General features: G+C 49.7%; 13 protein-coding genes. 2 read left to right on the top strand and 11 right to left on the bottom strand.

The window, feature by feature from the left end:
* Positions 1-2 precede the first annotated feature (2 nt).
* From tagH to ACS18Q_RS15740, 9 genes are all read right to left on the bottom strand, one after another.
* Entirely contained in the window at positions 3-1,490 is a 1,488-nt protein-coding gene (gene tagH / locus ACS18Q_RS15780; RefSeq protein WP_143679849.1) for a type VI secretion system-associated FHA domain protein TagH, read from the bottom strand.
* A gap of 3 nt (positions 1,491-1,493) precedes the next feature.
* Complete coding sequence (tssG, locus tag ACS18Q_RS15775) at positions 1,494-2,510, bottom strand: type VI secretion system baseplate subunit TssG (protein ID WP_086027303.1); 1,017 nt, start codon at positions 2,508-2,510, stop codon at positions 1,494-1,496.
* Positions 2,474-4,243 carry a type VI secretion system baseplate subunit TssF gene (gene tssF, locus ACS18Q_RS15770; RefSeq protein WP_014257993.1) on the bottom strand — a complete coding sequence of 590 codons (1,770 nt, stop codon included), beginning with the start codon at positions 4,241-4,243 and terminating at the stop codon, positions 2,474-2,476. Before tssF ends, tssG begins: the two co-directional genes overlap by 37 nt.
* 5 nt (positions 4,244-4,248) lie before the next feature.
* Positions 4,249-4,686, bottom strand: a complete 438-nt coding sequence (gene tssE / locus ACS18Q_RS15765) for a type VI secretion system baseplate subunit TssE (RefSeq protein WP_004727193.1) — start codon at positions 4,684-4,686, stop codon at positions 4,249-4,251.
* A gap of 2 nt (positions 4,687-4,688) precedes the next feature.
* Positions 4,689-6,164: a type VI secretion system contractile sheath large subunit gene (tssC, locus tag ACS18Q_RS15760; RefSeq protein WP_004727194.1), complete on the bottom strand. Its 1,476-nt coding sequence runs from the start codon at positions 6,162-6,164 to the stop codon at positions 4,689-4,691.
* A 46-nt stretch (positions 6,165-6,210) separates the two neighbouring features.
* Complete coding sequence (gene tssB, locus ACS18Q_RS15755; RefSeq protein ID WP_004727195.1) at positions 6,211-6,720, bottom strand: type VI secretion system contractile sheath small subunit; 510 nt, start codon at positions 6,718-6,720, stop codon at positions 6,211-6,213.
* 404 nt (positions 6,721-7,124) lie between these two features.
* Positions 7,125-8,132, bottom strand: a complete 1,008-nt coding sequence (locus ACS18Q_RS15750) for a sel1 repeat family protein (RefSeq protein WP_055465185.1) — start codon at positions 8,130-8,132, stop codon at positions 7,125-7,127.
* Positions 8,116-8,400, bottom strand: coding sequence for a type VI secretion system PAAR protein (locus ACS18Q_RS15745; RefSeq protein WP_004727197.1), 285 nt, complete (start codon positions 8,398-8,400; stop codon positions 8,116-8,118). The genes ACS18Q_RS15750 and ACS18Q_RS15745 overlap by 17 nt, the downstream gene beginning before the upstream one ends.
* Before the next feature lie 423 nt (positions 8,401-8,823).
* Positions 8,824-9,267: an Lrp/AsnC family transcriptional regulator gene (locus ACS18Q_RS15740; RefSeq protein WP_014257992.1), complete on the bottom strand. Its 444-nt coding sequence runs from the start codon at positions 9,265-9,267 to the stop codon at positions 8,824-8,826.
* 109 nt (positions 9,268-9,376) lie between these two features.
* Between ACS18Q_RS15740 and ACS18Q_RS15735 the strand changes: the two genes are divergently transcribed.
* Complete coding sequence (locus ACS18Q_RS15735; protein WP_004727199.1) at positions 9,377-9,964, top strand: LysE family translocator; 588 nt, start codon at positions 9,377-9,379, stop codon at positions 9,962-9,964.
* Positions 9,965-9,971: 7 nt separating this feature from the next.
* Here ACS18Q_RS15735 and ACS18Q_RS15730 read toward each other — a convergent pair whose 3' ends face one another.
* Positions 9,972-10,388, bottom strand: coding sequence for a MarR family winged helix-turn-helix transcriptional regulator (locus ACS18Q_RS15730; RefSeq protein ID WP_154179316.1), 417 nt, complete (start codon positions 10,386-10,388; stop codon positions 9,972-9,974).
* A 10-nt stretch (positions 10,389-10,398) separates the two neighbouring features.
* Positions 10,399-11,343: a CDF family Co(II)/Ni(II) efflux transporter DmeF gene (dmeF, locus tag ACS18Q_RS15725; RefSeq protein WP_441257967.1), complete on the bottom strand. Its 945-nt coding sequence runs from the start codon at positions 11,341-11,343 to the stop codon at positions 10,399-10,401.
* Between the two features lie 133 nt (positions 11,344-11,476).
* Between dmeF and ACS18Q_RS15720 the strand changes: the two genes are divergently transcribed.
* Complete coding sequence (locus ACS18Q_RS15720) at positions 11,477-12,322, top strand: DMT family transporter (protein WP_441257966.1); 846 nt, start codon at positions 11,477-11,479, stop codon at positions 12,320-12,322.
* Positions 12,323-12,391 lie beyond the last annotated feature (69 nt).

Here is a 12,391-nt window from a genome sequence, read left to right as displayed (position 1 = left end):
GATTAGAGCTCCAGTTGCTTCTCACGAATTTTCTTGTCGTAAGCCTGTTCGAAAATTTCCCAGAACAGCTTTTCAAAACCGCGTTGACGGTTGGAAGTCAGCTCTTGGTAGTAGTTGCAGTACATGTTCCACGCCCACGCTTCATCCGAGGTGGCGCTGGTGTCTGTATTGCGTTTGTAGTGATGGAAGCGGCGCAGCAACACTTGTGGAGAGAATGCGTTCAGAATCTGATTCAGCGCTTCCGAGGTGGCGTGTTGCATCGCTTCGTTGTGGTCGCGGACGTTCTTCAGGCTTTCTGAAATCGCCGCCGGTGCAGAGAGGTGGACCAAACTCTTGTCGGCATCGTACATGGTGCGAATAGTTTGTTCATAAGATAGACCCAAGCGCAGCGGGTTATCTTCAATGGGTTGCAGGTTACGGTTCATGGTTCCGAAGCGACCGTCACTCACTTGTTGATGCAGTTCCAGCAAGCCTTTCACACACGCCTGCAGCGACTCACCCAATTCCTGAGACAAGAAGTGCATGCGTTCCATGTCAGTGTCCTGACTGAGATCGATCCCCAGCCCCTGCAGCATTGGGCCGGTCAGCAAATGTTTGCCACCCGCAGAACTTGTGGCAGTGTCGGCGTTGGCAGGTTGCAGACTTCTGGCGACTTCTTCTTCAAGAAGATCCAATACTTTTTCATCCATTGTTAAGCCCTCTGATACGTTGTGAGTGTTGATTGGTGATGATGGTGCTGTTGTTGTTTGTTGTGGTGACTGAGACTGATGCGCTGGCGCGATGTCCGGTTGCGCGGCATCGTCTTTACGCGGGCCAAAGCCCAGAATTTTTTTCAATCGAATGGATGACGTCATTTCGTACTCGCTGTCTGCCTGCGGGGTAAATTTCAAATCATGAAGCACCAAGTTCTCTTCCGGCACCAATGCATGCGACTGGTCACTGTCGTCTAGTCGTTCCACATCGCGCAGCAGCGCTTCGGCGTCGTCTTTGGCCTCAAGTAGCGCATCCAGTGCCAAGAGCGGATCAGCATTCGCCGCAAGCGGTGCCTCGTCTTCTAGTGCTTCATCATCGAAGGGGTCATCCGCCAGCAGATCGACCTGATCCGCTTTAAACATCGCATCCAATGGGCCTGCATTGCGGTCGTGCTCATCCGCATGACCAAACGAAACTCGTAGCTGATAAGGCCCCACGGTGATTTCGTCTCGATGCTCCAGCTTTGCCAACTGATCTTTACCCAGCGGCATGTGTGAACCATTCACATAGGTGTCACCACACAAATCACGCACACAAAACGCGCCATCAATCGAGACAATGGCACAATGCTGCGGTTTCACGCGGCCTTGCGCGTCTTTGAGTCGCCAAGTTGCCCATGATTCGGAGCCAATATTGCCGCCATCCGGCGTCCAGTGCGATTGGGCGGTTAAACCCGATTCGAGCAGTTGTACGTTGGCCACTTGAAGGATCAGTGACGTCTGAGTCATTGCGTTCATCTGTTATTGCCTCACTTGAATCAGAACGTGTTGGTCTTGCGCGTTGTCTCCCAGAAACGAAGTCCATCCCAGAGCTACGCCACTATCGGCCGCCAAGCTCAATTTGGGCGCTTCATCTTCATCTAGGGTCAGCTCGACGTCGTAGGCCATCTGCTCACGCAAAATAAATTCGACTAATTTGCACAGCGGTTGGTGTTCCTTACCGGAAGGAAGAAAATCGGCGAAACGCTCGCGCGATAACTTTCCAATGCAGATGACAAACTTACCGTTGCAGTCCATCACCGATTCACCCACCATGCTGTCAACGCCCAGTTGAGCATTCTGTTGTCCCAGCGACAGTTGCTGGGATTTGTCGATCTGCACCTTGCGGCGCACCCACTGGCGAATGCTCACGTCTTGCAAATCGAAACAGTGGGCGATGATGCCAGCCACCACTTGCGGTGAGCGGCTGCGTCCTGCCAAGGTACCGGCGTAAGCCAGCATCTTGCACCAGTTGATGGGCGTCTCGCCGCGCAGGTCGGTATCACCCAATCCCACCAACGCGAACAACTGGGTAGAAAACGCATCTTGCGCATCTGGCTGAAAACGCACGTAGTAACGATATTTGCGCCAGATGCGGTACACCAAGTTGATCAATCGGTTATTAAAAAAGTCAAAAAATGGTTGTTTGAACCCGCCCGGTTCTTCGTTGACCAATTGTTCGATGATGAACCCGGGCAGCGGCGACTGCGCGCCAGACAAACCAAAAAAGTTGGTCAGCATCACCAAACGTTCATCGTCACGCTCATGCAGAGAATTCACATCAGACGGCGAAAACCCCAAGCTTGGGTTGGCACTAAACACCAACTGACACTGACGCTCCCACTCTTCCGATTCAGGGTTGAATTGCTGCAGTTTTTGCAACAACTCAACCAACTGGTAAAAGTTGTAAGCACGTACATCACCAGGCAAGTGCAATTGGGGCACCAGCTGGCCGTCAGCCGTCATATCAACGGCTGCATTCCGGTCTGTGTTCCCCATGTGTACTTCTCTTGGTTACTCACGTTGATGACGACCAATTCGTGAAACGAATTGATACTGGCGTAGAGCGCAAAGAAATGACTCAGCACCGTGCCAAACAGATACAAATCGCCTTCCGAACCAAACCCTGCTTGGTCAATGTAGAGGGTTGATTGCAGGCCGCGTACGGGTAAGCCGCGCAGCATTTTGTCTACCGGTTGCGATTCGATTTTACTGATGCCATCCATGCGCAGACGCGCCACACGCTCAGCTTGGCGATCCACCAACGCGCGGAAATCGTAAGCCCGCAGCACACAGCTAAGCGCATCTTTAGATAGCAACGACAAGTAGTTGAGTGACAAGTTGGAAATCAGTGTCCACAGCAGGCTGCCATCAAGCACCGGACGCAGCGACTGCGACGGCACGGTGATGTTGCGAAACGTCGCGTAAGGCGGTGAGGTGTCAGTCGGCTCACAAATGTCGCCCACACCCAGCTCCAACGGTAACAAACGGTTGGTACAGGTCAGTTTGATGGACACCGCTTCATCCACATCAACCGACAGGGTTTCATCGCCACGAATAAAGGACACAAACGAGTCAAACCCATCACCGCGAATGCTTTCTTTAATCCGTGTGCGGTAATACAGCGCTTGGCGATGGCGCACGCGTTCAACTTCATGCTGAAAGCTTTCAAACGAGGAGTACACGCGCTTTTCGCCACGTACCCGTTGACCCGCTTGGCTGTTGTCCTGCCAACCCACCACGCTGTCGACGCTAAACACTTCGTAATGCGCCGGATAGCGGCTGGATGGCACAATGCGGTATTCCGATTTACGACCATTGAGATCGATGGGGTCGGCATCATGCTCGAAGAGGTTGATCACCGGCGTGCAATAGAGCTGAAAGTTGTCTTTACGCACGCGAACGTCGGCAGGCAACGTTTTGGATAAATGAATGTGCAGCGTGAATTCGCCGTGCACCGATTTTGGCAGTGCTTGCCCCAATCCCTTGAGATCAAAAAAGTGGAACGCTTCCGGAAATGACAGGTACTCCTGCAAAATGCGGTAGCCTTCGTAAACATTGGTTGGGTAAGGCAATAACGATTCGTCGCTGTGAAAGCCCACGGTTGCAAACGCATTGCGCGGCAGCGTAAAGACGGCCCCATTCACTTCAACACTGACTTTTTCCAAATAGTGATTGAGCCACAGATACAACATTTGCGAACTGTACTTGTCTCCGCCGAGGTAAAAACGCAAATCCCCCAGCTCGGCATCACCAATTGAGATGTCGCCATTCATCTTCATTGTCAGCTTAATGATGGTGGCTTCACGCGTGTGTTCCGCGTTGGCATCCAGACAATGAAGCGGATAGAGCGCCACATCGCGGCAGGTTCGGAAATGACACTTGGTGCCAAACACCGGTTTGCTATCCAGTTGAGTGCCGCGAGCAATCGTCTGTCTTTCACTGACACTTTTGTCCGGTGTAAAGGCCACCACGCTCATGCTCGGCACAGGCCGCAAATAGTTCGGCCACAGCATATTGATGATCGAGTGCGTCAGTTCAGGGAACTCATCTTCGACTTTTTCACGCAGACGCGCAGTCAGGAACGCAAAGCCTTCCAACAGACGCTCTACGTCTGGGTCGGTTGTTCTGCCATGCAGAAAGCGCGACAGCTGAGGGTGAATTTCGGTAAATTCTCTCCCCTGCTCTTTAAGAAAAGCGAGCTCTTCCCTGAAATACTTGTCTTGAGTCATGGTGATTAAAACACTCGATACTTTCTGTTTTGATCCAGTAACAGACTGAACTGAACTTTCTTGTGCAATGCATCGCAGTTAATGCTGGCCACAATGTGGAAACGCAGCGTTAAAGGATTGAAATGGTCCGAATCGGCGCGCACCAGTACCTGCTTTAAACGTGGCTCATAGCGTTCCAGACAATGCTGAATCGCCAGTTTGATACGCAGCGACAGATCCATGGTTTCTAAGGTGGCGTCGTTAAAATCCACTAACCCGAGATGCGGCGCGCTTTGCGCACCACCGATTCGTGTATTGAGGATATTGGACACATTACGCTTAACGGATTCGAGTACATCCCATGCATCTGGCCCTTGGGTCAGAGACATGGGTTTAGCATTGGCTTCTAAACGTTCAAAGAAGCCAACACCAAATGCACTCTCTTCAGGTGCAATGTAAGTCATGGCTATGCTTGATCCAGACGGCCTACCAGCGACAGTTCGAAGTTCGCACCCATGTATTTAAAGTGCGGACGAACAGCCAGAGACACTTGGTACCAACCTGGATTGCCTTCCACATCCATCACCTCGATTTTCGCGGCGCGAAGTGGGCGGCGGCTGCGTACGTCTGCCGGCGGGTTTTCCTGATCCGCAACGTATTGCTTGATCCACGAGTTCAGCTCGCGTTCCAGATCTTGGCGCTCTTTCCATGCACCAATCTGTTCACGTTGCAGCACTTTCACGTAATGCGCCAAGCGGTTGATGATCATCATGTAAGGCAGTTGCGTGCCCAACTTGTAGTTGGTTTCAGCTTCTTTGCCTTCCTTGGTGTTCGGGAAGATTTTGGCTTTCTGAATGGAGTTTGCCGAGAAGAATGCGGCGTTGTCGCTGCCCTTACGCATCGTCAGGGCAATGAAGCCTTCTTCCGCCAGTTCAAATTCTTTACGGTCGGTAATCAACACTTCCGTTGGGATCTTGCTTTGTAGCGCACCCATAGATTCAAATACGTGCACTGGCAGATCTTCCACCGCGCCGCCACTTTGTGGACCAATGATATTTGGACACCAGCGGTATTTCGCGAAGCTATCTGTCAAACGAGTTGCGAATGCAAACGCCGTATTACCCCATAAGTAATGCTCGTGTGATTGGCTCACGTTCTCTGAATAGTTGAATGATTTGATTGGGTTTTCTGTTGGGTCATAAGGAACACGCAACAGGAAACGAGGCGCCGTCAGGCCAATGTAACGCGCGTCTTCTGACTCACGCAGCGCACGCCATTTGGTGTATTTCGGGCTTTCAAACGTTGACTTGATGTCTTTGATGTTTGGCAATTCTTCAAATGAATCGATGCCAAAGAATTGGGGGCCCACGCTGGAGATGAACGGCGCATGCGCCATCGCGCCGAGGGCACCCATGTATTGCAGCAGTTTCATGTCTGGCGTCGAAGGGGTAAATGCGAAGTTACCCACGATCGCGCCGGTCGGTTCACCACCAAACTGGCCATAACCGGAGGAATAAACGTGTTTGTACAAGCCAGATTGCGTTGTGTCCGGTGCAAATTCAAAGTCTTCCAGCAGCTCTTCTTTGGTGACGTGCAGCAGTTCAACTTTGTTATTTTCACGGAAATCGGTGCGATCCACGAATAGTTTCAGACCACGCCAAGCCGATTCCATTTGCTGGTATTGCTGATCGTGGAGAATTTCATCCATCTGTGCGCTGATTTTCTTGTCCAGCTCAACCAACATTTGGTCAACCAGAGACTTATTCACCGCTTCATCCAATTGGTTGCCACCAATCAGATTTTCGATAAATGCAGCCACCCCTTTTTTCGCAACATCGTACCCTTCTTCGCTAGGAGCGATTCGGGTTTGCGCCATAATTTCGTCCAGCAAGCTTCCTTCAGCCAGCTGCGGTCTTTCCAGTACCGTTTCAGTCGTAGACATCTTATTGTTCCTGATTAAGATTTAATGACAAAAGTATCAAGTCAACTTAGGCTTGAGTTTCTTCTTCTGATTCACTAACAAGATTGAGTTCTGCCAGCAGTTTCTCGCGTGACTCTTCCGAGTTCAGCAGATCTTGCAGGCGCTCACGGAACGCAGGAATATTACCCAGCGGGCCTTTCAGCGCGACGAGCGCCTCGCGTAACTCAATCAATTTTTTTAATTCAGGAACTTGTGAAGCGACAGAATCTGGGGAGAAATCCGCAAGGGATTTGAAGTTCAGCTCAACCGGTAAATCGGCAGTCTCATCTTCACCCAGTTTGTTCTTCACGGTGGTGGTCAGTTTCAGATTGCTTTCACGCATCACCGCTTCAAAGTTGTTCTTATCCACAGAAACGGTTGAGCGCTCTTCAACTGGCGTCTCTTCTGAATGACCTTTGAAATCACCAACCACTAAGGTTTTCAATGGCAATTCCACTTCAGCCTGTGTATCCCCAGTCGCAGGAATATACTTAATATTAATGCGCTCTTTCGGAGCTACACTTCCTTCTTTAGACATATAACGTCTCCAAATACCTATGCCAGTCGTTGTCGTTGAAATAGCTGCGTCAATATCTGAATTTGCTTTAACTATCAGAAATATCGACACATTAGAAATATCTAAATTTTCTTATTTTAATTTGAGTAAATATAACTTCTTGATAGCAGGCAATTGAAGCATCGCTGGATGACAGCCACACAATCGCCCGAAAAGAATGCAAGTTAAATTCACATTTAAACTTTTTATTTATAAAATGATAAATAAAGAGATTAGCCACTCTCTTTATTTTAATTATTATGAAGCGGGCACATTCTATTCATTTAATATGCGTTTGTTGTACAAAAAAACGCAAAAACATGATCTTCACCCAAAAAATACTTACTTCTCTCACACGTATTATCGGTAGCTAATATTAAATAATTCTAAATATCCCAAAAAAGATCATGGTTATAAAAATCCACACTATTTTTCAGGGAAGATTCAATTTTATCTGCCGCTTTTTCTTGCTCAGCATTAATACGTGGTGTGATTTGTTGGTAGCTCTCAGCCACCGTCGAATAAAGGGTTTCGAGGCGATCCGTTCCAGCCATTTCCATATACAAATCCAAGTAAGCCTTCGCCAAAACCAAGTCGGTTTCGATGAAGGGATACCCTTCACTTTGGCCACTATAGATAAAGCCCAGCGCAGCGAGCGACGTCAGATCACCGGCTTGTAACGCCTTTCTACGCCAATCAAACGCTTCTTTGTAGCGCCCTTTGTCTTCGAGCAAATTAATGTAAGCACGAATCGCAGGCACATAGCCGGTTTCGGCTGCGGCCAAATACGTTTTACGCACAACCGTTTCACGCTCACCCGGCATCACATAGGTTCCCGCACCACGCTCGATACGCCTCGCCTGTTCCATTAACGCGCGAGGATGACGAAAGGCAGCCGCCTTGGTGAGATAATATTCTGACAGTGCTTTATCGCGTGCGTGATAATACTGAGCCAGCTCGAACAAGGCTTGTGCCGGCGCAGTGCGCCCTAAGCGAATCAAGGCATCGTGATACTGCTGCTGCCAATCAAGGCGATCTTTTTTACTCAACCACTGCCCATTCAAATAGAGGTGCTGCATCGCATGGCGATTACCGCCTTGCGCAGCTTGAAGCAAGTAATCACGGGCTTCTTGCGGCGTACGGATCGTGGTTTTGTAGTTCGATAACTCCATCGCATAAAGGTAAGCCGCATCGGCATTTCCGCTGTCGGCGGCATGTTTGAGAAACGGTCTTGATTCGACATTTTTGAATTGAGCACGCAACAAACGGCCATTTTCAAACGCCTGTTGCGCCGTTAATGCGGATGCATCGTACGCTTCACCCAAGGCGGTAAAGCTCGTGACGCCAAGAGTGAGTGCCAGCGAGACAAGGCAAGACTTAACCAATGTTGACACTGCTACCACCTTGCAACACGCCACCACAGTCAACTGCATCACCCGCTCTTGCGGCTGGTTTGCCATCAATCATGACACTTGAAGAGCCCGCGGCAATACTGCGCGGATGAGAAGGATTTTTAGGTTTATCATGCGGAGCCAGCGGATCGCCTTGACGGGCCGCGGGAATCCCATCGATTTTAACCGAGCCCGAACCTGCGGTGACCGGCGTCGGTGGGAATCCATCATGCGCTGTCCCTATATGCCCAACAACAATACCATTTCCCATAACAAACTCTTCTCTGAAATATAATTAAACACGCCTGATATGAGAAATAGCAAAATACATACCTGTTTTAAGCCCAGTCACTGGTTAAACCAGCATAAAACCAGGCAACTACTTGCCCAGAGCAAGCAACTTATTACCTTAAACCACGCGAAAATTTGCTCACATCGCAACAAATGTCAGAGCAATGACATTTAATAAAGTAAAAACTCTAATTTATAAATACAATCAACACATCTATCACTTAATCGTCGTTTTATGGGAACAAATGTCACTGGATTGAATTTATATCGCGATTAATAACTTCTTATTTTTGAGAATGAACATTAAATATTATTTTTAGAAAATAATATGACTGCGTTTTTATTGAATTCATTCAGTTGAATATAAATTTCTTTTATTATCTTCTTAATCTATATCTAAATATTATTGGCGCTCATCTTTGGGTGAATCCATAACCACCATTGTTGTAATCGATTGCACATATTGACACTCACCTAATACATCTTCATGAAAACGTTTGTACGCCGCGAGGTCTTGCGTTTCGACGCGCAACAAATATTCGTTCATGCCGGTGATGTTGTGGCATTCCACCACTTCATTCGCAAAGCGCACATGCTCCTCGAAGCTGCGTTGTGACTTTTTCGTGTGGTTATTGAGCCCAATCGAGACATAGGCGACAAATCCAACATTGAGTTGTGGCTTGTCTAACACCGCACGATATCCTTTGATCACCTTTCGGCGTTCAAGTTCCTGCACTCGGCGCAACGTGGCTGAGGGCGACAAACCGACCCGCTCTGCCAACTCAACGTTTGAGACTCGTCCATCCAATTGCAGTTCACGCAATATTCTTTCGTCAAACTTATCCATAACCACCATTCATTGCTAATAAACTCATTCAAGCACAAATATAAACATAAAATTGCGCCTCATGGCCATTACTATCTTTGCATGTTTAATGAGGAATGAGTAACCGCAAATGGATTACAGTCAATGGGGGCCTTTGGTGGCTTTCGCTTTTGTTTCAACCTTTACCCCTGGGCCCAATAACATCATGTTGATGACATCCGGGGCCAACGTGGGATTTTGGCGCACGTTGCCCCATATGTTGGGCGTGACGTTTGGGTTTAGCGCGATGGTGCTGCTGGTCGGTGTTGGATTAACGGGCTTGTTTCAAACCTCACCTTTGTTGCAACAGATCCTACATGTCGTGTGTCTGGCCTATCTGGTGTATCTGGCGATTCAGATCGCACTCAGCAAGCCAGCCAATCCAGAACATCAATACAAGCCGATGTCGTTTTTGGCCGCAGCGATGTTCCAATGGGTCAATCCAAAAGGTTGGTCGATGGCACTCACGGCGGTCAGCGTTTACAACCAAAGCGCAAGCTGGCTGCAATTACTGCTCATCGCGTTGGTCTTTGCGATCGTGAATATTCCATCCGTGAGCATTTGGACGGCGGCGGGTAAACAGTTGAGTCACTGGATGACCCACCCCAAGTATGTTCGTTGGTTTAACGGCGCCATGGGCGGCTTATTGCTGCTCTCCACCGTCCCGATGATAGGGTAAGACGAGGTCAGAACTCTTGATTCATCTGAGTCAGCATCTCGACTAACGCCTGATGTTGCTGCTCGGAGAAATGACGGGTGAGCTCTTGCGTGAGTGCAAGGTGCAGTGCGTTGTGCTCACGATAAACATTGTGGCCTTGCGCCGTTAAGTCGACCACAATCGAACGTCGGTCTCCTTCCAGAGACTGACGTTCAATCAACCCGGCCTGAACGAGCTTTTCGACCTGTACGGTGAGTGTACCCGTGGTAATACTCAGGCGATTGGCTAACTCTTTCATGCGCATGGCACCATGACTGCCCAACACTTCCAGCGTGTGGATCTGCGCCAGCGAATAACCGGTTTCTTTCACCACCGACAGTTCCCACGACGACATTTTGTCGTAAAACTCGGTGATCAGGTTGTTGAGTTCAGTCAGATGTTGCATGTGTTTGCCTTTACTTCGAATTCACCTCAAGTGTGAGGTGGTGCAGTTTATCAAACTCGGCCAGTTGCTGTCTAAAGTACGCCGCATCTTTGTTCGCCTCACTGTTCAAGCGGATTGTCGCCGCGTAGTGACTCGAACTCACTTTCCACATGTGAATGTCCATCACCTCGCCGCCGCTTTGTGCCAGCTTGGTCAACAGCTTTTGCTCATAATTCCGTTCAATGTGCGCATCTAGCAAAATCGGGGCGGTCTGTTTCATCAATCCCACCGCCCATTTGGTGATCACCAATGCGCCGACGATCCCCATGATGGGATCTAACCACACCCAGCCGAGGTACTTGCCCACAATCAACGCCGCAATGGCAAGCAGCGAAGTCAATGCATCGGCCAGCACATGCATGTATGCCGCGGTCAGGTTATGATCATGAACATGCTCATGGTCATGGTCATGGTCATGCTGATGATGGTGGTCGTGATGGTCGTGATGGTCGTGATGGTCGTGATGGTCGTGATGGTCGTGCAATAAGAACATACTGGCGACATTCACAAGCAAGCCAATCACCGCCACGACGATCGCTTCATTAAACTGAATCGACAACGGATTGAACAGGCGATGCAGCGATTCACCGAACATAAACAGTGCCACCAGCCCCAAACCAATGGCGCTGGTGTAGCCCCCCAAGACGCCCACTTTCCCCGTCCCAAACGTGTACTGACGTGAGTCCTGATGTTTGCGGGCATAGCGAAACGTAAACAGCGTAATGCAGAATGCTGCCGCGTGGGTGCCCATGTGCCAACCGTCTGCCAACAGCGCCATCGAACCATAAATCGACCCAGCACTGATTTCAGCCGCCATCGTGATTAACGTTAACAACAGCACGTACAACGTGCGTTTTTCCCCTTTTTCATTGGCATAAGAAAAGGTGTGAGTGTGAGGACAATGAGGTGTTTGCATGATAGATACTTTGATAATCAAATTTTCAAAATAGTAATTAGTTTGACTATCAAAGTAAAACACATTTGTCCCATTTTGTTTTTTCGCCTTAAATGGAGTGAAGATCATTCACCCAAACCCCCAAGGATTCCCTGTGCATCCAGCCCTGCTCACTGTCATCACCATGATGGCCTTTGCGGCCAACTCCATTCTGTGTCGACTGGCATTACAAACACACGCCATTGACGCCGGATCGTTCACGGCGCTGCGCTTGATCTCGGGAGGAATCACATTAGTCGCCTTGCACGCCATGGTCGTGCGCCGCGAACATCGTCGCTATTCGTTGCCGTTCGCCCTCAAAGCCGGCGCATCGCTGTTTATCTACGCGCTCTGTTTTTCCATCGCTTATCTGACCTTATCCGCCGGAACTGGCGCGCTGCTGCTTTTCGGCACAGTACAACTCTCACTGCTCGCTGCGCACTGTTGGCAAGGCAATAAGATTCGAACGTTGGAATGGCTGGGGCTGGCGATCTCTATCGCCGGCTTTATCTATTTGATGCTGCCCAGCGCTGAACAACCCGGTTGGATATCCGCACTGCTGATGATCATCGCTGGCCTTGCATGGGCGGTGTTCACGCTACTTGGGCGCAACAGCGGCAATCCAACCCACGCGATTGCTCAAGGGTTTTGGGCAGCAAGCCTGCTGTGTCTACTCGTGTCTCCCTGGATGATTCATCTGGACGCCCTCTCAACACGCGGCGTGGTGCTTGCGCTGTTGTCGGGCAGTCTGGCATCCGCCGCAGGTTATATTCTCTGGTATCGGGTCATCAGCCGCTTAACCATGCTGCAAGCCTCCGTTGCACAGTTATCGGTGCCCGCCATCGCTTTGATCGGGGGCAGCCTGCTATTGAACGAGCCGATGACACTGCGCTTGATACTGGTGAGCCTGATGATTCTCGGCGGCATCTTGTTGGTGTTTGTCGCCCGCAAGCCTGAATAAGCCTCGATGATTCTGCGCTGGCTTTTCTAGGTCAGCTCAGTACAATTCAGCCCGTCTACTCCACTCGAT

The sequence above is a fragment of the Vibrio sp. Vf1514 genome (assembly GCF_052076135.1).
GTDB classification, from domain to species: domain Bacteria; phylum Pseudomonadota; class Gammaproteobacteria; order Enterobacterales; family Vibrionaceae; genus Vibrio; species Vibrio furnissii.
This window is presented reverse-complemented; position numbering and strand designations above follow the sequence as displayed.